Here is a 22,494-nt window from a genome sequence, read left to right on the forward strand (position 1 = left end):
AGCGCGCGAGACAACACCCGAGTGCAAGACCCGGCGCTTCACCAACGCTTCGACCGATGGAGCGAACAACGCAGTCGGCCACATGCATCGCTCGACATTGCATTGAACTTCATCTCGCTAGCGCGGACGAACCGGCAACGCGCAGAGAAGTGCAAGACACAGCAAACGCACTCCGCAATACAGATAGATAGAGCAGCGAAACGACGCTTCAACACGTTGCTCTTCGAGCTCGCGAAGCACCTCGACGACACACGTTCAACTCGCTTCGTACGAGGCAACGTACACAGTCTGTTGAACAAAGTGTTGTATGAACGTAGCAACGCGAATCGAAAACAGGATTTTTCGCGAGCGGACTCTTTTATCGCTCGTGAAAAGATGGTACAAACCGTTCTAAATTGATGGTGACATTTATGCTCAACTGGGATGACGAGATCACTGCCGTAACTCCCTCGAGCGCTACGCAACAGAACGTGTTGCGCAACGCTGCGGGACCGGCTGTCGGTTCGCAAGTCGGAACGCGTTCCGCTCCTCATGCTCCCTCGGCTCAAGACATCTTCGCGAACGACATCGCTGTCGCTCCCGCTGCTACCGTTGCTCATGCTGCTGGAACCGCTGCGGTTTCGGAAGCGCGAGTGAATGTCGCCGACAAGCGCATCATCAACGGCCAGACTGACGTGAATCAGTTGGTGCCGTTCAAGTACAAGTGGGCTTGGGAAAAGTATCTGGCTGGTTGCGCCAACCACTGGATGCCGCAAGAAGTGAACATGTCGCGCGACATCGCCCTCTGGAAAGACCCGAACGGGCTGACCGAAGACGAGCGCCGCATCGTCAAGCGCAACCTGGGCTTCTTCGTCACGGCCGACTCCCTCGCCGCCAACAACATCGTGCTGGGCACCTACCGCCACATCACGGCTCCCGAATGCCGCCAGTTCCTGCTGCGCCAGGCGTTCGAAGAAGCGATCCACACACACGCCTACCAGTACATCGTCGAATCGCTGGGCCTCGACGAGGGCGAAATCTTCAACGCGTATCACGAGGTCTCCTCGATCCGCGCGAAAGACGAATTCCTCATTCCGTACATCAACGTGCTGACCGATCCGGGTTTCCAGACCGGCACGCTCGAGACTGACCAGACGCTGCTGCGCTCCCTGATCGTGTTCGCCTGCGTGATGGAAGGCTTGTTCTTCTACGTCGGCTTTACGCAAATCCTGGCGCTCGGCCGTCAGAACAAGATGACCGGCGCCGCGGAACAGTACCAGTACATCCTGCGCGACGAGTCGATGCACTGCAACTTCGGCATCGACCTCATCAACCAGATCAAACTTGAAAACCCGCAACTCTGGACGGCTGAGTTCCGCGCGGAAATCCGCGAGATCTTCCAGCAAGCGGTCGAACTTGAATATCGTTACGCAGAAGACACGATGCCGCGCGGGGTGCTCGGCCTCAATGCGTCGATGTTCAAGAGCTATCTCCGCTTCATCTGCAACCGCCGTTGCCAGCAGATCGGTCTCGATCCGCTGTACCCGAACGAGGAAAACCCGTTCCCGTGGATGAGCGAGATGATCGACCTGAAGAAGGAGCGCAACTTCTTCGAGACGCGTGTGATCGAATATCAGACTGGCGGCGCGCTGACCTGGGAGTGATCCGGGTCGTGCCGTAGATGCATTCATCGATGGGGATGCCGTGGGCCTCGGCCGCGGCAATTATGTTTAGGAGCTGAACCGCCTGATGCAAAGCGTGCCCGGTGCGCCGCGTGCCTTCGCGGCCCACAAACATGACAGGCACTTTGCGAACCCTTCAGTGGGATGGGCAAACTTCCCCCCGGAAAAAGTCGCCGGCGTTATCGCCGGTGGCTCGATCAAGCAATTGCCGGTGTTGAAACCCAACACCGATGACATTTGGCGCGCGGTGCCTTCGGGCACGGCGCGCCTTACCGCATTCATTAGCGTAAGCGCGCGGCACCTGCGTACGCCGATGAATAGCCCGCTTCGTAGCGCGCGCCCTGAGAAGCGTCCGCGGGAAGCGGGTTTTGACGAAGGGTGTAGTTTGAACTGACTCTCATCTGAAAACCTGAAGGAGAAAATGATGGCAACTGCAAAGAAAGCCGCCGCTAAGAAGCCTGCAGCAAAGAAGGTCGCAGCAAAGAAGGCAGCTCCGGCGAAGAAGGCAGCACCGGCAAAGAAAGTAGCAGCGAAGAAGGCAGCGCCGGCCAAGAAGGTCGCGGCAAAGAAAGCAGCACCGGCTAAGAAGGTAGCAGCGAAGAAGGCTGCACCGGCTAAGAAGGTTGCAGCCAAGAAAGCCGCACCGGCGAAGAAGGTAGCCGCGAAGAAGGCAGTGCCGGCGAAGAAGGCCGCAGCGAAGAAGGCAGCACCGGCCAAGAAGGCGGCTGCGAAGAAGGCCGCACCGGCTAAGAAGGCCGCAGCCAAGAAGGCCGCGCCTGCGAAGAAGGCTGCTGCGAAGAAAGCCGCGCCTGCGAAAAAGGCTGCTGCCAAGAAGGCTGCGCCTGCGAAAAAGGCTGCTGCTAAAAAGGCTGCGCCTGCCAAGAAGGCTGCTCCTGCGAAGAAGGCCGCTGCTCCTGCGAAGAAGGCTGCGCCTGCCAAGAAGGCTGTCGCCAAGAAGGCTGCGCCTGCACCCGCTGCGACTTCTGTTTCGAGCGCACCGGCGGCGACGGTGAAGACCGCGCTGAACCCGGCAGCGGCATGGCCGTTCCCGACGGGCAGCCGTCCGTAAGCAGCTCAGTAAGCAGGTCAGTAAGCAGGTCAGTAAGCAGTAGAAGTGCTTCGACGCATCGCTCGATGCGTCCAATGATCGAGTGGCGCTTAACGTAGCTTCGCGAGCGCTACTCGGTCAGGGTCCCGTTGCCGGTTTCCGGCGACGGGATTTTTTTCGTCGGTGCAAAACGTGGAGCGTCGACGCGCGGATGCAGTCACGCACGCACGAGCTGCGCGCAGGCGAAAAAAAACGCATGCACAGGGGAGGGCATGCGTGTGAGGTCGACGCGGCCGCGTAATGCCTGGCCGTTCGAGAGGGGAACCTTAGTGCGTGACGCGCGTAACGCCGCCGCTAGAAAGAAGCCGAACACGGTCGCCGGCGCGGAAGATCTCGCCGGTTGAGCTTTGCGTAATTGCGCGGATGTCGCCGTTGTCGAGCCGCACGGTAACCTCCAGACCGTCGCGCACGGCCACGCTGTTCTCGACCGTGTTGCCGGCCACCGCACCCGCCAGACCGCCAATAATTCCGGTGATGATCGAGCCGGTGCCGCCGCCGATCCTGCTGCCCGCCACTGCACCGAGAGCGCCGCCGCCGACTGCGCCAATGCCGCTCGGCTGACCGTTGTTCGAACTGATCTTGACTGCGCGCACACTGTCGACCGTGCCCATGCGGACCGTTTCTTCGCGCTGTGCCTGCGACGCCGTGTAAACGTCGGCAGAGCTGCTGTTGTATGCGCACCCCGACATGCCCAGCGAACCGGCGATCAAGGTGGCCACTATCAGGCGACTCGTTATTCTCATTCCCTAACTCCAATAGCTTCGGTATTACGGCAGGTCGTACCCGAACGCCTGCTTGAACCGTTCGTTGATCTGCGCCCGGGTCGGCGCATAGTTTTGCGGACCCTGATGCTCGATCTTCAGCGCGCCCATCAGGCTCGCGAGACGGCCGGTGGTCGCCCAGCCGAGCTTGTTCTCGATGCCGTACAGCAAGCCGCCACGGAACGCGTCGCCGCATCCTGTCGGGTCGAGCACCTGCTGTGCCTTGACGGCCGGAATCTCTTCGACCCCGCCCGCGTGATGAATCTGCGCACCGTGTTCGCCGAGCGTGACGATGAGCGCTTCTACCTTGCCGGCGATCTCTTCGATCGACCAGCCAGTCTTGTTGCTCACGAGTTTGGCTTCGTAATCGTTGACAGCTACGTAAGTCGCAAGTTCAATCATGCGCCGCAGTGCAGCACCCTCGAAGAGCGGCAAACCTTGACCTGGATCGAAGATGAACGGCACGCCCGCCGCTGCCAGGTGTTCCGAATGCTGGACCATGCCGTCGTAGCCGTCGGGCGCGACGATGCCGAGTGTGATGCCTCTCGCTTCGTCCGCGCGGTTCAGGTGCGACTGCATCATCGCGCCCGGATGGAACGCGGTGATCTGGTTGTTCTCGAGGTCGGTGGTGATCATGGCCTGCGCCGAATAGGTGCCCGGCACGACCAGCACGTTTTCCGTCGACAGCCCGAGTTGAGCGAACCGGTCCATGTACAACTGGGCGTCGACCGCGCCGAGCGTGCCCATGATGCGCGCGTCGCCGCCAAGCAGGTTCAGCGAATACGCGATGTTGCCCGCGCAGCCGCCGAACTCGCGGCGCATTGTCGGCACGAGAAAACTCACGTTCAGGATGTGGACCTGCTCCGGCAGGATGTGCTCCCGGAAGCGGCCTTCGAAGGTCATGATGTTGTCGTAGGCGAGCGAGCCGCAAATCAGCGTAGCCAAGGCGAGCGTCCTGTAAAAAAGAATGAAGAAATAGCTAGTGACGATGTGACAGCGCCGCGCGTGAAGCGCGGCGCCGGAGTCTTCGTGCGGTGAAGTTTTACTTCAGCGCGGCAAGTGCTGCGTCGTAGTTCGGTTCGTTCTTGATTTCGCCGACCAGTTCCGCATGAACCACCTTGTCGTTCTCGTCGATCACGACAACCGCGCGCGCCGTGAGACCCGCAAGCGGACCGCTCGTCACGTCGACGCCGTACGCCTGCGCAAATTCATGGCCGCGGAAGGTCGAGGCCGTCACGACGTTCTCGATGCCTTCCGTCGTGCAAAAGCGCGAGGCGGCGAACGGCAGGTCGCCCGATACGACGATCACAGCCGTGTTGCTCAGCTTCGCAGCGGCTTCGTTGAACTTGCGGGTCGAGGTCGCGCACGTCGGCGTGTCGAGGCTCGGGACAATGTTCAACACCTTGCGCTTGCCGGCGAAATCGGCGAGCGACAGCGGCTTCAGATCCTTGCCGACCAGCGAGAAAGCGGGAGCGCTCTGGCCCACCGACGGGAAGGTGCCGGCTACATCGATCGGGTTACCACCCAGCGTGACTTGACTCATGTTGTTGTGCTCCGAAAGTTCGTCTGTGATGACGGTGAACGCGCCCGCTCGACGCGAGGCGCGCAGGGATGCGTTACGGATAGAAGATCTGTACGCGGAAATTGGAGGCGACCGCGTTGCCGGTATCCAAGTGCACGATCATGGTTTGCGTCATGTGCGGCGGCAGACCCGCTGCGATCGGCGTACCCGGAGCAACGTAGTCTTGCGGAAACAGCACGCGGCGCAACGCCACGTTGTTCTGATCGTCCAGAAGTGTGAGTTCGATCGCCGGATAGGCTAGCGCGACGTTAAAGCGGTTGCGCAGCGGCATTCGCAGTTCGAGCTTGTGCGGCCCGTCGATTTGCCGCAAATCAGACGGCTCCACCTGCAAGCCGTCGATATCGTGCGGCGCCGTGAGCTGACAGCCGAGGTGCGCGCAAACCTTCGCGTACAGCGTCTGGGTGCCCGGCAGATAGACGAGTACGGTTTCGCGCTGCCACCACGCGAGTTGCGCAAGCAATGCGATGACGAGCAAGACCGCCGCCACCGATCCGCCGACGATCCATGCAAGGCGCCGCGGTTCGGCGGCACGCGTTTCTCGCACTACCGCAAACGGATCCATGTCGTCGCTGATCGGCGGCTGCACCGAGAACGGCTCACCGCTCGGCGTGGCAGCCGCGCGAGTCGGCCCGCGCAGATCGGGATCGGCCGGATCGCCCGGATCGGCGGAATACGGATGCGGGTGAGTTGCGCCGAGGCCGGCCGCGCCTACGCCGGTCGTTCCGAAATGCGGTTCGTTGTCCGAGAATCCATGGAACGAAGCCGACTCGTTGAGCACCGGTTCGTCGATCGGAAAGTCGGAAGGGCGTTCGGTCTTGTGCCACACGTGCGGCGCTTCTTCGGCGGGCGGCTCGGCTTCATAGGCGAAGGGTTCGAGCGGCGCGTCCGCGAGCAGCGGTTCGTGGTCGGCTGGTGTCGCCGCGCTGGGTGCGCTGGGTGCGCCGGGAGGCAACGTGGGCTCCGTCGCGGCATGGCCGGGTGCGCCAGAGGTGCTTGCGCCGGTGTAGCCGGGCTGGGCCGAGACGCTCTGTGCGTTATGGCGGAAGCGTTCCTCGAAGAGCGGCGTGGGCCGCGGCGCCCAGGGATCCCACGCGGCGGGGCTGAAGTCTGCGCCGCTCGGGCGCACGCCGGAGAGTGCCTCTATCGCCGCGGCTGCGGAGACCTGTCTGGCGGTGGAGAAGTCGCCCCCCTCGCTTATGTCGAAGAGGCTGCCGGATGCGTCGAATACTTCGTGGCATTGCCCGCAACGCACGAGGCCGCGGCGCAGCGCCAACTGCGTCGGTTGCAGACGGAAGACGGTTTCACAGAAGGGACAGCGCGTCGCCAGAAGCATATTGAGCCGGTTAGCCGAGGGGCCGTTGGTTGGACAATACGCCTTATTCTAATGGCTTTCGCGGCGTGTTCCCGTTAGACATACCCAGCCTTCGTGTTCGCGCCATACGCCGATGTCGATCCATCGAGCGTACACCTGCGCGACTTCGTCAGCCTGGCGCGCCAGAATGCCCGACAGTGCGATGCGGCCGCCCGGCTTGACCTTCGACGAGAGCATCGAAGCCATCAGCTTGAGCGGATTGGACAGGATATTGGCAACGACGATATCGAATTCGCCGGCAGGGCATTCGTTGGGCAGACCGTAGATGACTTCAGCGCGGTTGCGCTCGCTGTTATGACGCGCCGACTCGACCGCTTGCGGATCGATGTCGATGCCGTACACAGGATCGGCGCCGCATTTTTTTGCGAGAATCGCGAGAATGCCGGAGCCGCAACCGTAGTCGAGCACGGATTGCCCAGGCTTCACCGATTGCTCGAGCCACTCCATGCACAGGCGCGTGGTGGGATGGCTGCCGGTGCCGAACGCGAGGCCCGGATCCAGTTCGAGCACCAGCGCGTTCGGGTCCGGCGCGTCGTGCCACGAAGGCACGACCCAGATGCGCTCGCCGATCGGAATCGGATCGAACTGCGATTGCGTGAGCCGCACCCAATCCTGTTCTTCAACTTCACGCACGGTGAACGACGGCGTCACAGCAAGGCCGACCTCGTTCGCCGCGGCGGCGAGCAGCACCGCCGGTTCGTGTTCCGCTGCGAGCAGCGCGATCACGCGCGAACGCTGCCAGGCCGTGCGGTCGGGCGTGAGACCGGGCTCGCCGAAAAGCGGCTGCTCGTCGGGCGTATCGGCGTCCGCATCTTCGACCGATACGGACAGTGCGCCCAACTCGAGCAGCGCGTCGGAAAACTCCTCTGCATGCTCGCGTGCCAATTCGGCGACCAGTTCCCGGTAACTCATGACTTACGCTTCTTCCGGCGCGGCCTGCAGCTTCGCGGCCAACCGGTTTTCGAGGTAGTGAATGCTCGTGCCGCCTTCGACGAACTTTGCGTCCAGCATCAGCTCGCGATGCAACGGGATGTTCGTCTGGATTCCTTCGACGACCATTTCCGACAGAGCGATGCGCATCCGCTTGATTGCCTGCTCGCGCGTGGCGCCGTAAGCGATCAGCTTGCCGATCATCGAATCATAGTTCGGCGGCACGAAATAGCCATTGTAGGCATGCGAATCAACGCGGATGCCAGGACCGCCCGGCATGTGCCACGACGTGAGGCGTCCCGGCGACGGAATGAACTTGAACGGATCTTCAGCATTGATCCGGCATTCGATCGCATGGCCCTTGAACACGATGTCGCGCTGACGGAACGCGAGCTTTTCGCCGGCCGCAATGCGGATCTGTTCCTGGACGATGTCGACGCCCGTGATCAGTTCGGTCACCGGGTGCTCGACCTGCACGCGCGTGTTCATTTCAATGAAGTAGAACTCGCCGTTTTCGTACAGGAACTCGAACGTACCGGCGCCAAGGTAGCCCATCTTCTTGCACGCATCCGCGCAACGATCGCCGATGCGGTCGATCAGACGGCGCGCAATGCCGGGCGCCGGCGCTTCTTCGATCACTTTCTGGTGACGGCGCTGCATCGAGCAATCGCGCTCGCCGAGCCAGACCGCGTTCTTGAACGAATCGGACAGCACCTGAATTTCGATGTGCCGCGGGTTCTCCAGGAATTTTTCCATGTAGACCTGCGGGTTGCCGAACGCACGGCCGGCTTCTTCGCGCGTCATGTTGACCGCGTTGACGAGCGCCGCTTCGGTGTGGACGACGCGCATGCCGCGGCCGCCGCCGCCGCCGGCGGCCTTGATGATGACCGGATAGCCGACTTGCCGCGCAATCTTCACGATCTCTTTCGGATCTTCCGGCAATGCGCCTTCAGAACCCGGCACGCAAGGCACGCCGGTCTTGATCATGGTCTGCTTGGCAGTGACCTTGTCGCCCATCATCCGGATGGTTTCCGGACGCGGACCGATGAAGGTGAAGCCGGATTGCTCGACACGTTCGGCGAAGTCGGCGTTTTCCGACAGGAAGCCGTAACCGGGGTGGATCGCCTCGGCGTCCGTGACTTCCGCGGCGCTGATCAGCGCCGGCATATTCAGGTAGCTCAGATTGGAAGGTGCAGGGCCGATGCAGACGGCTTCGTCGGCAAGCTTGACGTACTTGGCTTCCTTGTCGGCTTCGGAATAGACGACGACCGTCTTGACGCCCAGTTCGCGGCAGGCGCGCTGGATGCGAAGCGCGATCTCGCCACGATTGGCAATGAGGATTTTTTCAAACATAGCGGGTTTTTCGACTCATCAATGGGCGCCGGGTTGCTGAGAACACCGGCTGCCTCAGAGGATCGGGCGCGCGCCGTGTGCAACGGGCGCGCGGGCGGCATGCGCACAGCGAGGCGCAATGCGCGCCGCGTTAGCCGACCACGAACAGCGGTTGGCCGTATTCGACCGCCTGGCCGTTTTCGACGAGAATTTCTTTCACGACGCCGGACTTGTCCGACTCGATTTCGTTGAGCAGCTTCATCGCTTCGATGATGCAGATCGTCTGGCCTTCCTTGACCGTGTCACCGACCTGAACGAACGGATCGGCGCCCGGCGAAGGCGCGCGGTAGAACGTGCCGACCATCGGCGAGGTCACGACATGGCCTTGCGGCGCGGCGGCTGCCGGCGTGGCCGGCGCACCTGCTGCCGTCACGGCGGGCACTTCGCCCCCTGCCATCGGGACCGGCTGCGAGTACTGCGGCGCGTACGAAGCGGACGGTTGCACGTAAACCGGCGGCGCATTCTTGACGATGCGAACCTTGCCCTCGCCCTCGGTCACTTCGAGTTCCGAGATGCCGGACTCCGACACGAGGTCGATCAGAGTTTTCAGTTTGCGTAGATCCATCAGGAAGCCCCTTTTCAATGCGTGGAGTGCCGGCGCGCGTGCGGCCGGCGCAAATTAGACGTGTTTGGAATTTCAGCCTCGCGACGAACCGGCGGCCAGCCGGTCGAGCGCGAATTCGAGCGCGTACAGATAACCCTTCCAGCCGAGGCCGCAGATCACGCCCTCAGCCTGGTCGGAAAAATACGAGTGATGCCGGAACGGTTCACGACGATGCACGTTCGACAGATGAATCTCGACGAACGGAATGCCGACGCCCGCGAGAGCGTCCCGGATAGCGACACTCGTGTGCGTGTACGCGGCCGGATTGATCAGGATGAAATCGGTTTTTTCTGTCCGGGCGGATTGGATGCGATCAACCAGAGCGCCTTCATGGTTGCTCTGGAACGACGCGAGTTCTACGCCGGCGTCGGCGGCGCGGTCGGCTAGCGCCTGGTCGATCTGCGGCAGGGTCACGCGGCCATAAACCTCGGGTTCCCGCGTGCCGAGAAGGTTGAGGTTGGGGCCGTGCAGTACCAGCAGTCGCGTCATGGTCGCTTCTTTTTCCGTGGAATTGGGCGCACTTTAGCGCTGATTAGAGAAACTTGTCTAGTTTCCTGCACGGACGAGGCGTTCAGACGCGGTTTGTAGCCACGCGCCGGTCGTTCATTTTCTCGCAATTCCGGTCGAATTTCGCCTAATTTTGCGCCTTTCGTCGCAAAACCACCGTCAAAAGATTGCGAAATTTACAGCGCGTCGAGGGTTTGTTTCAGGGCGATCGGATCGATCTGTCCTAATTTTGTCGAGCGGATATTGCCTTTTGCATCGATCACCACGGTGAACGGCAGGCCGCCCGCCGTATTTCCGAATGAGCGCGCGAGGTCAGCGCCGCCGAAGCCCGTCACGTAGATCGGGTAAGCCACCTTCACTTTTTGCAGGAAGGCCTGCACGTTTTTCTCCGAATCGACGCCAAGTCCTACGAACTGGACGCCTTTCTTCGCGTAGTCGCGTTGAAGCTGCGACAGCGCGGGCATTTCCTCGACGCACGGCCCGCACCAGGAAGCCCAGAAATTGACGACGATCGGGCGTCCTTTCAACACAGATAGGGAGCCCGGCTTGCCATCTGCGGTAGTGACCGGCGCCGCCCAAAGTTGGGCAACAGCGCTTTCCTTCGATGCCGAACCGGCCGCGTGGGCGGTCGCAGTCAAACCGTCGTCGCCATTCAGCCAGTGGTTGGCGAGCACGCCGCTTCCGGCCGCGACGCCGGCGACGAGCGCCCCCAGCAGAATCCTTCTGGTGTTCATCATGCGTGTCTAGTTGGTTGAAGGCGCTACGCCGCTTGCGGCAAGCAGCGACTGGACGGTCTGGAGATTCGCGCGCGCCGTGCGCCCGCGGGCGTCCGCTTTGACCGCGCCGCGCAGGTCGTCCGCCTCATACAGCGCGACGTGAACGCCCACCGGGTCCGAGTCGCGCCCTTCGCTAGCCGGCCGCCACAGGAAGCTTAGCGTCTCCACGTAACCGCGGCCCGCGAAGTGGCGCGTTTCCGAGACGTCGTATTGGATGTTCGCGTTGAGGAAGTAGATGGCGACTTCCTTCGGGTTGTCGCAGAACACCTGAAGATGAATATCCGAGTGCTCGCCGGCCGTGCCGCCTAGCACTGCGCCCGTCAGATATGGGTTAAAAGGTGCGAGCCGTTCCATCCATTCGACGGCGATGCCGCGCAGGCGCCGCAGAAGCGCCGGCTGGCTGTCGCCCTGGAACAGCGACTGATACTCGCGGATTTCTTCTTCGATCTGATCGTTATCAGGCAGCCATTCGCCGGCAACCCGGCTTTCCCCAATGACTTGCCGGGCCGCTTTGCGCTTGGCCGTTGCATAGTCGAGGCCGTCTTCGGCGATCAGGCGCGCAGCCGCAATGGCGATTTCCTCGCGCACGCGCTGCGGATCAAAATGTGATTTGCGAACCATCCGTCAATCATACTAGAGATTGATGACAGCCCTTTCTGGCGGCTCTGGCGGGCTGCCGGGCGCAGCGGAAGCGGGCGAGTGCGCTTAGGCGTTCGGGAGGCGTCGGTTACAATGGCGTCCTTTGCGGACGGCTCTTTTGGCCGTTCGCCGCTCTCCCATCCCTCTCAGGAAAACGCCGGGCCGCCCCACAAGTTTTCTTGCCCCTTCGGGGGCCAGGCACGAGGCGCCAGGTAAGGGTCTTTCCAGGAAAAAACGCCCGCGCGGCACGACAGGCTTATGCATATCCACATCCTCGGTATCTGCGGCACGTTCATGGGCGGTCTCGCGGTCCTCGCGCGCGGCGCGGGCCACACGGTGACGGGCTGCGACGCCGGCGTCTATCCGCCAATGAGCACGCAGCTCGAGGCGCAAGGCATCCGTCTGATCGAGGGCTACGACGCGGACCAGTTGAATGGTCTGAACGCCGACCTGTTCGTGATCGGCAACGTGGTTTCGCGCGGTAACCCGCTGATGGAAGCTATTCTCGACCGTGGCCTGCCGTATGTGTCCGGCCCGCAATGGCTCGGCGAGCACGTGCTGAACGGCAAATGGGTGCTCGCAGTGGCCGGCACGCACGGCAAGACGACCACCAGTTCCATGCTTACATGGCTGCTCGAAGATGCGGGTCTCAATCCGGGTTTTCTGATTGGCGGTGTGCCGCTGAATTTCGGCGTGTCCGCGCGGCTCACCGATTCCAGCTTCTTCGTGATCGAAGCGGACGAGTACGACACGGCCTTCTTCGACAAGCGTTCCAAGTTCGTTCACTACCGGCCCAAGACCGCGGTTCTGAACAACCTCGAATTTGATCACGCGGACATCTTCCCCGATCTGGCGGCTATCGAGACGCAGTTCCATCATCTGATCCGCACGGTGCCGCGCATTGGCCGTGTTGTGACGAACGGCCGCGAAGACCCGCTCGAACGCGTGCTGACGCGCGGCTGCTGGAGCGAGGTCGAGCGCTTCGGTGTGCAAGGCGGCTGGGAAACCCTGCCCGCGGAAGACGGCGTGCCCGTCGACGAACGTTTTGCGGTGTATCACAACGCCGAGCGCGTCGGCGTGGTCGAGTGGCAGGTGCAGGGTGAGCACAACCGGATGAACGCGCTCGCCGCGATTGCCGCCGCGCGCCATGTCGGCGTGCCGCCGGCGCAGGCCGCAAAGTCGCTGTCGAGCTTTCGCAACGTGAAGCGGCGCATGGAAGTGCGCGGCAGCGTAGACGGCGTGACGGTGTACGACGACTTCGCTCATCACCCGACCGCGATCGACACCACGGTGGCGGGCCTGCGGGCGCGCGTCGGCCGCGACAATACGCGGATTCTCGCCGTGCTGGAGCCGCGCTCGAACACGATGAAGCTCGGTGTGATGAAGGCGCAACTGCCGGCAAGTCTCGCGGACGCGGATCTCGTGTTCGGCTACGGCGCACCGAGCGGCCGCGACGCGCTCGGCTGGAACCTTGGCGAGGCGCTGGCGCCTCTCGGCGGCAAGGCGCAAGCGTTCGACAACCTCGACGCGCTCGTCAAAGCCGTAGTCCACGCGGCGCGCCCGGGCGATCAGATCCTGGTAATGAGCAACGGCGGCTTCGGCGGCGTGCATCAGAAGTTGCTCGACGCCCTGTCCGCGAGAGGCGCTTCGTGATTCTTTATCTGCACGGCTTTCGTTCTTCGCCAAACTCGTTCAAGGCGCGCGTGCTGGCGGCGCGGCTCGTGGAACTCGGCCGCAGCGACGAATGGTGCTGCCCGATGCTGCCCGTCTCGCCGTTCGAGACGGTCGCGCTCGCGGAAGCGCTCGTGGCCGCGGCCGGCACGAACCGCGTGACGGTGATAGGCAGTTCGCTTGGCGGCTACTTCGCCACTTATCTGGCGGAAAAGCACGGCTGGCCGGCTGTGCTGCTGAATCCGGCGGTCGTGCCGCAGCGCGACCTGAGCGCATATCTCGGCGAGCAGCCGTTGTGGCACGGCGGGGGCAGCATCGTCGTCGAACCGCATCATCTTGACGAACTGCGCGCGCTGAGTGTGACGTCCATCACGCGCCCCGAACGTTATTATTTGCTGGCGGCGACGGGCGACGAAGTGCTCGACTACCGTGAAATGCTCGCGCACTATCCCGGCGCGCGCACTACGCTGATCGAAGGAAGCGACCACGCGATCAGCGAGTTCGCCGACTATGTCGACGATGTACTGGCGTTTTGCGATGCAGAAGACATCGAGCCGCCGGCGCCACGCGAGGCTGCCTGACGGGCAGCCGGGCGTGGGAGAGGCGGGGCTTGAAACTGGGCCCTGAGGGCGGCTTGTGAGCGGGCTTGGAAAGCGCGCCGGGAAGCCGGGAGAAGCGGGCTTCCAACCCGCCTTGGGACCGGGAAGAACCGGGAAGCACCGGACCGGACCTGAAAGCCGGCCACGAAATGGCACCGCCTTGGCAGCAAGAGCGCAGCCGACTATCAGATTCATGCCGCTAGCGCGCGCCTCGCGCGCAGCGGATCCATTATCACGAACACGTTGCCGTGCCGTGCACGCCGGCGGATGCAAGTCAGACGAGAGTATTGAGTGAACGTTTTCTTCGAGGAATCGGGCAGTTTCAAGGCAGGCAGCGTGCTGTCGCGCCAGGGCGATGCGTTTCAGGTCGAGTTGCCGGGCGGCCGGCGCGCGAAGGTGCGCGCGAAGGACGTGCTGATCGAATTCGAAAAGCCGGGCGCGGCCGAACTGATGCAGCAGGCCGACGCCGTTGCGCAGGACATCGATCTGGACTTCCTGTGGGAATGCGCGCCCGACGACGAGTTTCCGTTCGCCACCCTCGGCGCGGAATATTTCGGCGAGCACTTCGGGCCGGTCGAACGCGCGGCGCTGGTGCTGCGCATGCACGGTGCGCCGGTGTATTTCCGCCGCAAGGGCCGCGGCATGTATCAACGCGCGCCGCAGGAGCAGCTGAAAATGGCGCTCGCGGGCCTGGAGCGCAAGCGTCAGCAGGCGCTCGTGCAGCAAGGCTACGAAGAGGAACTGAAGGCCGGCCGCTTGCCTGAAGCGTTCACCGGCAAGACGGCACTCGCGCTGCTCACCAAGCCCGACAAGAACACGATCGAATACAAGGCGCTCGAAGCGGCCGCGGCCGCGCGCGGCATTTCGCAAGCGCGTCTCATGCTCGAATGCGGCGCGATTCCGTCGGCGCGCGCTTTGCACGAGGCCAGGTTCCTCTCGGAATTTTTTCCGCACGGCACCGGCTTTCCGCCTGTCACGCCCGGCAGCGTGCCCGAGGATCTGCCCGAAGCCAACGTGCAAGCGTTCTCCATCGACGACATTACGACCACTGAGATCGACGACGCGTTTTCCGTCGAGCATCTCGCGGACGGCCGCGTGCGGATCGGCGTGCACATCGCGGCGCCGGCGCTCGGCATTCAACGTGGCGACGAGGTGGACGCCATCGCGCGCACGCGTTTGTCGACCGTCTACATGCCGGGCGACAAGATCACGATGCTGCCCGATAGCGTCGTCGACGCGTTCACGCTCGCCGAAGGCGGCTTGCGTCCCGCGCTTTCACTGTATGTGATCGTCAATCGTGAGACGCAGGAGATCGTCGCGAGCGAAACGCGCGCGGAGCGTGTGTTCGTGAAGAACAATCTGCGGCACAACACGCTCGACGAACTGGTCACCGAAGAGGCGCTCGCCGCGGGCACGGGCGACTATCCGCACAAGGAAGATATCGCCGTTTTGTGGCCGTTCGCGCAGGCGCTGTTCGAAAAGCGTCAGGCTGCGCGCGCGGGTTACGGTCTGCGCCGCGAGGTGCAACGCAATACCGACTTCAACTTTTACGTCGAGGGCGAGCACATCACGATTACGCCGCGCCGGCGCGGTTCGCCGCTCGACACGATCGTCGCCGAACTGGCGATCCTGGCTAATTCGTCGTGGGGCGCGTTTCTGCACGACCACGGCGTGCCGGGCATCTATCGCACGCAGCGGGCGTTCGGCGCACCCACCGGCCCGAAGCGCACGCGCATGCAGACGAACGCCGCGCCGCACGAAGGGCTCGGTGTCACGCAATATGCGTGGAGCACGTCGCCGCTGCGCCGTTACGTCGACCTGGTGAACCAGTGGCAGTTGCTCGCCTGCGTGCAGCACGGCGTGACAGCGAAACTGGCCGCCCCGTTCAAGCCCAAGGATGCCGATCTGTTCGCCGTCGTGCAAGGTTTCGACGACACGTACAGCGCGTACGCCGATCATCAGCGTCGCATGGAATATTTCTGGTGTCTGCGCTGGCTGAAGCAGGAGAACCGCAAGCAGGTGGTGGCGTCCGTCGTGAAGGGCGACCTCGTGCGGCTCGAAGAGATTCCGTTGTTGCTGCACGTGCCGGGGCTCGGCGTGCATGCGCGCGGCACGCGTCTTCAGATGGAGGTGATGTCGATCGACGAACTGACCGTCGAGGCGTCCGTGCGTCTTCTGCATGTGCTCGACGCGCCGACCGTCACGAGCGGCACCGAAGCTGACGAGGCCGATGAGGCAGACGAAGCGGAAGAAGGCGAAGAGGAAATCGTCGAAGCGTCCGACGAAAGCGCCGAAAGCGAAGCCGAGGCGCAAGCGGAAGCCGATCTCGACGGCGCGGCAGGCGGCGCAACCTCGACGGACAGCGCGGATAACGACAATGGCGCAAGTGATGCCGCCGCCGAGCAGCGCATCACGGAACCGGGTCGATGAGCGGGGCGGAAATGAAAGACCGTTATGCGGTGATCGGAAATCCGGTCGGCCATAGCAAATCGCCGTTTATTCACAGCCGCTTTGCCGCGCAGACGGGCGAGCCGGTCGAGTACGGCGCGTTGCTCGCGCCGGTGGACGCTTTCGTGCCGAACGTGCGCGCCTTTATCGAAGCGGGCGGGCGGGGGCTGAACGTGACCGTGCCGTTCAAGCTCGACGCGCACGCATTCGCCGACAGCCTGTCGCCGCGCGCGGCGGCTGCTGGGGCGGTGAATACCTTGCGCGTCGATCCCAACGGCGTCTATGGCGACAATACCGACGGCTTCGGGCTCGTGCGCGACATCGAGGTGAATCTCGGCATGTCGTTGAACGCGGCGCGAATTCTATTGCTCGGCGCGGGCGGCGCCGCGCGCGGCGTGGTGCTGCCCATGCTGGAGCGCGCGCCGCATACGCTCACCATCGTCAACCGGACGGCCGGGAAGGCCGAGGCGCTGGTCGATCAGTTTGCGCAAGCCGCGAGCGACGTGGCATGCCGTCTGAGCGGCGGCAACGCGCGAGCGATAGAGCCGGGCGCATACGACGTGATCGTGAATGCAACCGCAGGCAGTCTGGAGGCGTCATTGCCGGAGTGCGACGACGGCGCATTCGGCAGCGGCACGCTTGCTTACGACATGATGTACGGCGCGCATCCGACGGTGTTCATGGAGCACGCGCAGAAGCTCGGAGCACGCGGCGCTGACGGCCTCGGCATGCTGGTCGAGCAGGCGGCTGAATCGTTTTACGTGTGGCGCGGCGTGCGGCCCGACGGCGCGCCTGTGCTGGCCGAATTGCGCGCGTTGCTGACGGCGCCGTCGCACGCTTGAACCGGCGTTCATCAGACGCCCGCGAACTCGAGGACCGACACCACGATGACAGCCACGCGACGCACGAGCCGGCCAGGTCCGGCGCGATGGATCGTTTATCTTGTCGCCGTGCTCGTCTTTGCGTGGCTCACGACGCAGGTCTTTTACTTTGCGCAGATTGCGGTGTGGAACTATGTCAATCCGCGCTCGACGGCTTACATGCGCTCCGACGCGTGGCGCTTGTCGCAGGAGAAACCTGGCCTTTCGATGCAGCACACATGGGTGCCGTACGACCAGATTTCGCGCAATTTGAAGCGGGCGATCATTGCGTCCGAAGATGCGAACTTCGTCAACAACAACGGCTACGAAACCGACGCGATCCTGCAGGCGTGGGAGCGCAACAAGGCGAAGGGCAAAATCGTTCGAGGCGGCTCGACGATCACGCAGCAACTTGCGCGCAATCTCTTTCTGTCGCGTGAAAAGAGTTATATCCGCAAGGGGCAGGAACTGATCATCACGTGGATGCTGGACACCTTGATGGACAAGGAGCGCATCTTCGAGATTTACCTGAACTCAGTTGAGTGGGCCAATGGCGTTTATGGCGCCGAGGCGGCGGCTCGTTATTACTACAAGACGCCGGCGAGCGGGCTGACCGCGGCGCAGTCGGCGCGGCTCGCGGTCATGCTGCAGCAGCCGAAGTATTACGACGAGCATCGTGGGTCGGCGTATCTCGCGCAGAGGTCGCGGGTGATTGCCCGAAGGATGGGGGCGGCTGAATTGCCCGAGTAGGTTTGTTTGTCTTTGGGTTTTTTGTCTCTGGTTTTTTGACCCCCTTGGCCTTTCCTTGAATTCGCGGTGGTCTATAAGCGTTGCCCCTGTGCGGGGCGGCACTTACTTTCTTTGCATGCCGCAAAGAAAGTAAGCAAAGAAAGCGGCTTCACACCGCTAGCTCATAAGTGGGTCCCCTGGCTTGGAGGGGGCAGTGGTGCATCTGGAATCTGTTCTCCCGCACACTCCGCGTTCGTGACAAGGCAGTCATTCTTCCGGCGACGCTGCGCGCGCCGTGGCGGTCGTTCTTCAAACCGCTGGCCGTTCGCTCTTCCTTTCCGCGTTCCCGATCTTTCGGTCTGTTATACGCATGACACTGCCTGCGCTAGGCGAGGGCGCGGCACGTCGCAGATTTTCTCGCTTCTGTCATACGGCTGATCTGCGGTTAAACCATCGCTTACCGGCGGCGCGACGTCCTATCCCCGTGTGATGCGTCACGGCGTACGCCGTTCCGACCACTCGCGTTGGTGCGGGAGGCGATGCGAGCGAGCATTTGCGCTCCAGTTACAGCGGACCACCACGCAAATCCAATCACCGCATCGCCGAGGCGAAGCCGACGGCCCCCGCCGCGCGAATCGCGAGCCGCGCTGAAAGCAGACCTTTCCGGCGAGCACGAAGTGCGAGGCGGGAGGTATGACTGCCTTGTCACTGGCGCGGAGTGTGCGGGAGCACAGATTCCAGACGCACCACTGCCCGTTCCAAGCCAGGGGACCCACTTATGAGCTAGCGGTGTGAGCCGCTTTCTTTGCTTACTTTCTTTGCGGCCGCAAAGAAAGTGAGTGCCGCCCCGCACAGGGGCAACGCTTATAGACCACCGTGAAATCAAGGAAAGGCCAAAGGTCCCAACGCCAGACCAACGCCAAACCGCCAAACCAACACCTCACCCCAAAGCCCACGGCAACCAAAATCCCATTATCTGACCACACAAATCACATATTGGAGCTTTCTCAAAAACCCCCCTACAATCCACTCCAACAGCAGAAACCCAAAAAATTCTGCGACAGCGAAAAAAACCGGAGACAAGCCAGACCATGCCTACGACAGCCCTCAGGCAGCACCCCCGCGCCCACGACGCCGCGAACCTCCAAGGCCCGCTCTCCGGCCCCGCGCTGTAAGCGCAGAAACCACCGAAAAGCGAATCGCCATGAACAAAGCGATGCCGAATCACCCCGAAAGCGCAGCCGAAGCCGAACTGGCGCCACGTGCCGACCATGATGCGTCTAGCGCCACGCCGCGCACGGCGCCCGCCGCCAAAGCGCCGCGCGCCACGCCTCAGCCTGCCGAGGTCAACGGAATCGCGTTGCCCAGCACGCTGCTCGACATCACGCCGCAACAAGCCGGCACGCAGACGCTTCTGCGCGGTCTCGCGATTCTCGAAGCGGCCGCCGCCGGCGTGCGCGATCTGCGCACCTTCGGCGCCGCGCTCGGCACGACGCGCAGCACCACGCATCGGCTGGTGAGCAGCCTCGTGCAGGCGCGCTACCTGCGCCAAGTGCAAGGCGGTTATCTGCTCGGCCCCAAGCTGATCGAACTCGGCACCATCGCGCTCGAACAGATGCCGCTCACCGCGGTCGCTCGTCCGCATCTCGAATCGCTCGCGGAACAGACGCTCGACACGATTCACCTCGGCGTGCGCGATGGCGACGACGTGCTCTACATCGACAAGATTCCCGGCACGCGCGGACTCGAAATGCGCTCACGCGTCGGTCACCGGATGCCGCTTGCGTCGACCGGCATCGGCAAGGCCATGATGCTCGACCTCACGCCGGAGCTCTGGCAGTCGCTTTTCGATGCATCGCGGCGCGCGCTCGCCAGCGTCAGCTTCAAGCCCGACAACCGTCCCGACGCGCAGACCTTCATGCAGCGCATGACGAACTACGCCGCAGGCGGTTACACGTTCGACCTCGAGGAAAACGAAGCGTCGATTCGCTGCGTCGCGGCCCCGGTGCGCGATGCGTCGGGCGCGATTGTCGCGGCGCTGTCGGTGGCGAGCACGATTCCGTATATGTCGCTCGAACGCATGGACGAACTGATCCCGGTCGTGCAGCGCGAAGCGCGCGCAATTTCGGAAGAACTCGGCTGGCGTGCCCCGCAACCCACAACCCGCAGGATCAAGCGATGAAACACGCGGGTTCTCCCACCCCGTCGGACGCGCAAGCCGCGGTCGGCGCCGCCAAAGCCAGCGCACAAGCGAACGCCGAGGCCAACAGCCAGGCGGTGCTGATTGCGCTCGACTGGGGCACCACGTCGTTGCGCGCGTATCTGTACGACGCGTCCGGCAAGGTGCTGGCGACGCGGGCATCGACGGCCGGCATCATGAACCTGCCGCGCAGCGCCGAGCAGGGCGGCTTCGACGCCGCGTTCGAAGACGCCTGCGGCGCGTGGCTCGACGCCGCGCCCGGCACACCCGTCATCGCTGCGGGCATGGTCGGCAGCGCGCAAGGCTGGCTGGAAGCGCCCTATGTCGATGCGCCCGCGAGTGCGGATGCGCTCGCAGCAGGCATCGTCCGCTTGAAGGCGGCTTGCGGCGCGACACTGCATATCATCCCCGGCGTGCTGCAACGCGGTGAGCTACCCAACGTGATGCGCGGCGAAGAAACACAGATCTTCGGCGCGTTAAGCGAGGATTCCAGCGACGCGGACAACAGCCAGCGCGCGCTGATCGGCTTGCCCGGCACGCACGCGAAGTGGGCAGTGGTGCAGGCCGGACGTATCGAACGTTTTCATACGTTCATGACCGGCGAAGTATTCGGCGCATTGCGCGAACACACGATTCTCGGCCGCACGATGGTCACGCCCGACCGTCCGGATTCCGAGACGTTTCTGCGCGGCGTGAACATCGCGCGCGACAAGGGACAGGCGGGCGTGCTCGCGACGGTCTTCAGCTCGCGCACGCTCGGTCTCACGGGACAACTTTCGCGCGAGCAGCAGCCGGACTATCTATCGGGTCTGCTGATCGGACATGAACTGGCAGGCCTCGAAACCGTGCTTAAGCAGCAGCAAAGCTCGCTCGCGGGACAGAGCCCGCGCCTGATCGGCAACGAAGCGTTGTGCGAGCGCTATCGGGTCGCGCTCGCACAGTTCGGCTGCACGCAGGCCGAGCTCGTCAAGCATGCGACCGAGCGCGGCTTGTGGCGCGTCGCTTCACAGGCAGGGCTCGTCAACCCGGCCGCCCACGCGGCGCAGGCCGGTTAGCCGGGCGTGCCGCCATCCACGAAACAAGGAACCGACATGCAACCTCACATCAATCTGCCCGCTCCGTACATGCCGCACGCGGGTTTGATCGCGGCGTTCGAGGCATGTCCGCTGATCGCGATCATGCGCGGCGTGACGCCCGCCGATGCGGCCGAGCACGGTCAGGCGCTGTACGAAGCCGGCTTTCGCATCGTCGAAGTGCCGTTGAATTCGCCGCAGCCGTTCGACAGCATTGCGGCAATCCGCAAGGCGCTACCCGCCGATGCGATCGTCGGTGCGGGTACGGTGCTGCATCCGAGTTTCGTCAAGGACGTGAAGTCGGCCGGCGGTGAACTGATCGTGATGCCGCACAGCGACCCGGAAGTGGTCATTGCCGCAAAAGCGCAAGGCATGGCCTGCGCGCCCGGCGTCGCGACGCCGACCGAAGCGTTCATCGCGCTGAAAAACGGCGCCGACGTATTGAAGATGTTCCCGGCCGAACAACTCGGCTGCCAGGTGGTGAAGGCCTGGCGCGCGGTGATCGCGGCGCAGGTGCCGCTCGTGCCGGTCGGCGGCATCGCACCTGACAACATGGGACCGTTTCTGAGCGCCGGGGCGAACGGCTTCGGTCTCGGCTCCGCGCTCTATAAGCCGGGCCAGAGCGCGGCGGTGACCGCTTCGCACGCGAAGGCCTTTATCAACGGATTGCGCGTTGCGCGCGCGGGTGTGAAGAAATGACACGGTTGGCTGGCAAAGTCGCATTAGTCACCGGCGCCGGGCGCGGCATCGGCGCGGCGATCGCCCTCGCGTTTGCGCGCGAAGGCGCAGCGGTTGCGCTCGCCGAACTCGACATCGATACGGCGCGGCAGACGGCGCAGCAGATCAGCTCGGAAACCGGTGCGCGCGTGTTGGCGGTGCACACCGACGTCACGCAATCGGCTTCGGTCCAGCACGCGGTGAGCGAAGCGGAAAAAGCGCTCGGACCGCTCGACGTGCTGGTGAACAACGCGGGCATCAATGTGTTTTGCGACCCGCTGACCATGACCGACGACGACTGGCGCCGCTGCTTCGCGGTCGATCTCGACGGTGTCTGGAACGGCTGCCGCGCGGTGCTGCCGGGGATGGTCGAACGCGGCGCGGGCAGCATCCTGAACATCGCGTCGACGCATGCGTTCAAGATCATTCCAGGCTGTTTTCCGTACCCGGTTGCGAAGCACGGCGTGATTGGCCTCACGCGCGCGCTCGGCATCGAGTACGCGCCGCGCAATGTGCGCGTCAACGCAATCGCGCCTGGCTACATCGAAACTCAGTTGACGCATGACTGGTGGAACGAACAGCCAGACCCCGCCGCGGCACGGCAGGCGACGATCGATTTGCAGCCGATGAAACGCATCGGCCGCCCGGAAGAAGTGGCGATGACGGCGGTGTTTCTCGCATCGGATGAAGCGCCGTTTATCAACGCCACGTGTATCACCGTCGACGGCGGCCGCTCCGTGCTCTATCACGACTGAGCCGGCGACCGGGGCAGCAACCGGCCAGAAAAGCAGAAAAGAAGTGCGGTACAAAGCGAACCAGAAAAACGAAGCACCGTTTCACCGGACGACGCGCTGGCCGCGTGTGT

Annotated in this window: 22 protein-coding genes; 12 read left to right on the forward strand and 10 right to left on the reverse strand. The window is 63.3% G+C overall.

Translation table 11 applies throughout. The features are described 5' to 3' along the window. The first annotated feature begins 410 nt into the window (after positions 1-410). The 3 genes from JMY24_RS33545 to JMY24_RS33555 all read left to right on the forward strand — a co-directional run bounded on the left by JMY24_RS33545 (position 411) and on the right by JMY24_RS33555 (position 2,730). A complete protein-coding gene (locus tag JMY24_RS33545; protein WP_128589270.1) occupies positions 411-1,643 on the forward strand; it encodes a ribonucleotide-diphosphate reductase subunit beta in 1,233 nt (410 codons plus the stop codon). Between the two features lie 85 nt (positions 1,644-1,728). Continuing rightward, positions 1,729-2,055, forward strand: coding sequence for a hypothetical protein (locus tag JMY24_RS33550; protein ID WP_020071258.1), 327 nt, complete (start codon positions 1,729-1,731; stop codon positions 2,053-2,055). A gap of 30 nt (positions 2,056-2,085) precedes the next feature. Continuing rightward, positions 2,086-2,730, forward strand: coding sequence for a histone H1-like DNA-binding protein (locus JMY24_RS33555; RefSeq protein WP_128595854.1), 645 nt, complete (start codon positions 2,086-2,088; stop codon positions 2,728-2,730). A 305-nt stretch (positions 2,731-3,035) separates the two neighbouring features. Here the strand turns inward: JMY24_RS33555 and JMY24_RS33560 are convergent, their stop codons facing one another. From JMY24_RS33560 to JMY24_RS33605, 10 genes are all read right to left on the reverse strand, one after another. Next, the gene (locus JMY24_RS33560; RefSeq protein ID WP_128595853.1) at positions 3,036-3,512 is read right to left on the reverse strand and encodes an outer membrane lipoprotein; all 477 of its coding nucleotides are present in this window, start codon (positions 3,510-3,512) and stop codon (positions 3,036-3,038) included. 24 nt (positions 3,513-3,536) lie between these two features. Beyond that, the gene (locus JMY24_RS33565) at positions 3,537-4,475 is read right to left on the reverse strand and encodes a carbohydrate kinase family protein (RefSeq protein WP_128589276.1); all 939 of its coding nucleotides are present in this window, start codon (positions 4,473-4,475) and stop codon (positions 3,537-3,539) included. Positions 4,476-4,572: 97 nt separating this feature from the next. Beyond that, on the reverse strand, positions 4,573-5,073 hold the full coding sequence (gene tpx, locus JMY24_RS33570) for a thiol peroxidase (protein WP_128595852.1): 501 nt from the start codon (positions 5,071-5,073) through the stop codon (positions 4,573-4,575). A 73-nt stretch (positions 5,074-5,146) separates the two neighbouring features. Next, on the reverse strand, positions 5,147-6,445 hold the full coding sequence (locus JMY24_RS33575; RefSeq protein WP_201703682.1) for a DUF3426 domain-containing protein: 1,299 nt from the start codon (positions 6,443-6,445) through the stop codon (positions 5,147-5,149). 48 nt (positions 6,446-6,493) lie between these two features. Next, positions 6,494-7,396 (reverse strand): 50S ribosomal protein L11 methyltransferase, encoded by a 903-nt coding sequence (gene prmA, locus JMY24_RS33580; RefSeq protein WP_201703684.1) that lies wholly within the window; start codon positions 7,394-7,396, stop codon positions 6,494-6,496. Positions 7,397-7,399: 3 nt separating this feature from the next. Then, positions 7,400-8,767 carry an acetyl-CoA carboxylase biotin carboxylase subunit gene (gene accC, locus JMY24_RS33585; RefSeq protein ID WP_020071265.1) on the reverse strand — a complete coding sequence of 456 codons (1,368 nt, stop codon included), beginning with the start codon at positions 8,765-8,767 and terminating at the stop codon, positions 7,400-7,402. A gap of 130 nt (positions 8,768-8,897) precedes the next feature. Then, on the reverse strand, positions 8,898-9,371 hold the full coding sequence (accB, locus tag JMY24_RS33590) for an acetyl-CoA carboxylase biotin carboxyl carrier protein (RefSeq protein WP_201703686.1): 474 nt from the start codon (positions 9,369-9,371) through the stop codon (positions 8,898-8,900). 72 nt (positions 9,372-9,443) lie between these two features. Beyond that, complete coding sequence (gene aroQ, locus JMY24_RS33595) at positions 9,444-9,899, reverse strand: type II 3-dehydroquinate dehydratase (RefSeq protein ID WP_006051861.1); 456 nt, start codon at positions 9,897-9,899, stop codon at positions 9,444-9,446. A gap of 194 nt (positions 9,900-10,093) precedes the next feature. Next, positions 10,094-10,651 (reverse strand): TlpA family protein disulfide reductase, encoded by a 558-nt coding sequence (locus tag JMY24_RS33600; protein ID WP_128595848.1) that lies wholly within the window; start codon positions 10,649-10,651, stop codon positions 10,094-10,096. A gap of 9 nt (positions 10,652-10,660) precedes the next feature. After that, the gene (locus tag JMY24_RS33605) at positions 10,661-11,314 is read right to left on the reverse strand and encodes a UDP-N-acetylmuramate--alanine ligase (protein ID WP_128595847.1); all 654 of its coding nucleotides are present in this window, start codon (positions 11,312-11,314) and stop codon (positions 10,661-10,663) included. A gap of 276 nt (positions 11,315-11,590) precedes the next feature. Between JMY24_RS33605 and mpl the strand changes: the two genes are divergently transcribed. The 9 genes from mpl to JMY24_RS33650 all read left to right on the forward strand — a co-directional run bounded on the left by mpl (position 11,591) and on the right by JMY24_RS33650 (position 22,384). Continuing rightward, entirely contained in the window at positions 11,591-12,985 is a 1,395-nt protein-coding gene (gene mpl, locus JMY24_RS33610; RefSeq protein WP_020071270.1) for a UDP-N-acetylmuramate:L-alanyl-gamma-D-glutamyl-meso-diaminopimelate ligase, read from the forward strand. Beyond that, positions 12,982-13,584, forward strand: a complete 603-nt coding sequence (locus JMY24_RS33615; RefSeq protein WP_128595846.1) for a YqiA/YcfP family alpha/beta fold hydrolase — start codon at positions 12,982-12,984, stop codon at positions 13,582-13,584. The genes mpl and JMY24_RS33615 overlap by 4 nt, the downstream gene beginning before the upstream one ends. A 309-nt stretch (positions 13,585-13,893) precedes the next feature. After that, positions 13,894-16,032 carry a ribonuclease catalytic domain-containing protein gene (locus tag JMY24_RS33620; RefSeq protein ID WP_201703688.1) on the forward strand — a complete coding sequence of 713 codons (2,139 nt, stop codon included), beginning with the start codon at positions 13,894-13,896 and terminating at the stop codon, positions 16,030-16,032. Beyond that, positions 16,029-16,892, forward strand: a complete 864-nt coding sequence (gene aroE, locus JMY24_RS33625) for a shikimate dehydrogenase (protein ID WP_201703690.1) — start codon at positions 16,029-16,031, stop codon at positions 16,890-16,892. Before JMY24_RS33620 ends, aroE begins: the two co-directional genes overlap by 4 nt. Before the next feature lie 45 nt (positions 16,893-16,937). After that, complete coding sequence (mtgA, locus tag JMY24_RS33630) at positions 16,938-17,660, forward strand: monofunctional biosynthetic peptidoglycan transglycosylase (RefSeq protein ID WP_128595845.1); 723 nt, start codon at positions 16,938-16,940, stop codon at positions 17,658-17,660. 1,183 nt (positions 17,661-18,843) lie between these two features. Further along, entirely contained in the window at positions 18,844-19,821 is a 978-nt protein-coding gene (locus tag JMY24_RS33635; RefSeq protein ID WP_128592566.1) for an IclR family transcriptional regulator, read from the forward strand. Continuing rightward, positions 19,818-20,894, forward strand: a complete 1,077-nt coding sequence (locus JMY24_RS33640) for a 2-dehydro-3-deoxygalactonokinase (RefSeq protein WP_201703692.1) — start codon at positions 19,818-19,820, stop codon at positions 20,892-20,894. The genes JMY24_RS33635 and JMY24_RS33640 overlap by 4 nt, the downstream gene beginning before the upstream one ends. A gap of 36 nt (positions 20,895-20,930) precedes the next feature. Further along, positions 20,931-21,611, forward strand: coding sequence for a 2-dehydro-3-deoxy-6-phosphogalactonate aldolase (locus tag JMY24_RS33645; protein WP_128595844.1), 681 nt, complete (start codon positions 20,931-20,933; stop codon positions 21,609-21,611). Continuing rightward, complete coding sequence (locus JMY24_RS33650; RefSeq protein WP_027779672.1) at positions 21,608-22,384, forward strand: SDR family oxidoreductase; 777 nt, start codon at positions 21,608-21,610, stop codon at positions 22,382-22,384. Before JMY24_RS33645 ends, JMY24_RS33650 begins: the two co-directional genes overlap by 4 nt. Positions 22,385-22,494 lie beyond the last annotated feature (110 nt).

Origin of the sequence: Paraburkholderia kirstenboschensis (genome assembly GCF_904848585.1) — a bacterium.
GTDB classification, from domain to species: Bacteria; Pseudomonadota; Gammaproteobacteria; order Burkholderiales; family Burkholderiaceae; genus Paraburkholderia; species Paraburkholderia kirstenboschensis.

Excerpts from the sequence above, each read along its gene's own strand:
- JMY24_RS33545 (WP_128589270.1), top strand. The coding sequence starts at position 411 with ATGCTCAACTGGGATGACGAGATCACTGCCGTAACTCCCTCGAGCGCT.
- JMY24_RS33550 (WP_020071258.1), top strand. The coding sequence starts at position 1,729 with ATGCAAAGCGTGCCCGGTGCGCCGCGTGCCTTCGCGGCCCACAAACAT.
- JMY24_RS33555 (WP_128595854.1), top strand. The coding sequence starts at position 2,086 with ATGGCAACTGCAAAGAAAGCCGCCGCTAAGAAGCCTGCAGCAAAGAAG.
- JMY24_RS33560 (WP_128595853.1), bottom strand. The coding sequence starts at position 3,512 with ATGAGAATAACGAGTCGCCTGATAGTGGCCACCTTGATCGCCGGTTCG.
- tpx (WP_128595852.1), bottom strand. The coding sequence starts at position 5,073 with ATGAGTCAAGTCACGCTGGGTGGTAACCCGATCGATGTAGCCGGCACC.
- JMY24_RS33575 (WP_201703682.1), bottom strand. The coding sequence starts at position 6,445 with ATGCTTCTGGCGACGCGCTGTCCCTTCTGTGAAACCGTCTTCCGTCTG.
- prmA (WP_201703684.1), bottom strand. The coding sequence starts at position 7,396 with ATGAGTTACCGGGAACTGGTCGCCGAATTGGCACGCGAGCATGCAGAG.
- accC (WP_020071265.1), bottom strand. The coding sequence starts at position 8,767 with ATGTTTGAAAAAATCCTCATTGCCAATCGTGGCGAGATCGCGCTTCGC.
- accB (WP_201703686.1), bottom strand. The coding sequence starts at position 9,371 with ATGGATCTACGCAAACTGAAAACTCTGATCGACCTCGTGTCGGAGTCC.
- aroQ (WP_006051861.1), bottom strand. The coding sequence starts at position 9,899 with ATGACGCGACTGCTGGTACTGCACGGCCCCAACCTCAACCTTCTCGGC.
- JMY24_RS33600 (WP_128595848.1), bottom strand. The coding sequence starts at position 10,651 with ATGAACACCAGAAGGATTCTGCTGGGGGCGCTCGTCGCCGGCGTCGCG.
- JMY24_RS33605 (WP_128595847.1), bottom strand. The coding sequence starts at position 11,314 with ATGGTTCGCAAATCACATTTTGATCCGCAGCGCGTGCGCGAGGAAATC.
- mpl (WP_020071270.1), top strand. The coding sequence starts at position 11,591 with ATGCATATCCACATCCTCGGTATCTGCGGCACGTTCATGGGCGGTCTC.
- aroE (WP_201703690.1), top strand. The coding sequence starts at position 16,029 with ATGAGCGGGGCGGAAATGAAAGACCGTTATGCGGTGATCGGAAATCCG.
- mtgA (WP_128595845.1), top strand. The coding sequence starts at position 16,938 with ATGACAGCCACGCGACGCACGAGCCGGCCAGGTCCGGCGCGATGGATC.
- JMY24_RS33635 (WP_128592566.1), top strand. The coding sequence starts at position 18,844 with ATGAACAAAGCGATGCCGAATCACCCCGAAAGCGCAGCCGAAGCCGAA.
- JMY24_RS33640 (WP_201703692.1), top strand. The coding sequence starts at position 19,818 with ATGAAACACGCGGGTTCTCCCACCCCGTCGGACGCGCAAGCCGCGGTC.
- JMY24_RS33645 (WP_128595844.1), top strand. The coding sequence starts at position 20,931 with ATGCAACCTCACATCAATCTGCCCGCTCCGTACATGCCGCACGCGGGT.
- JMY24_RS33650 (WP_027779672.1), top strand. The coding sequence starts at position 21,608 with ATGACACGGTTGGCTGGCAAAGTCGCATTAGTCACCGGCGCCGGGCGC.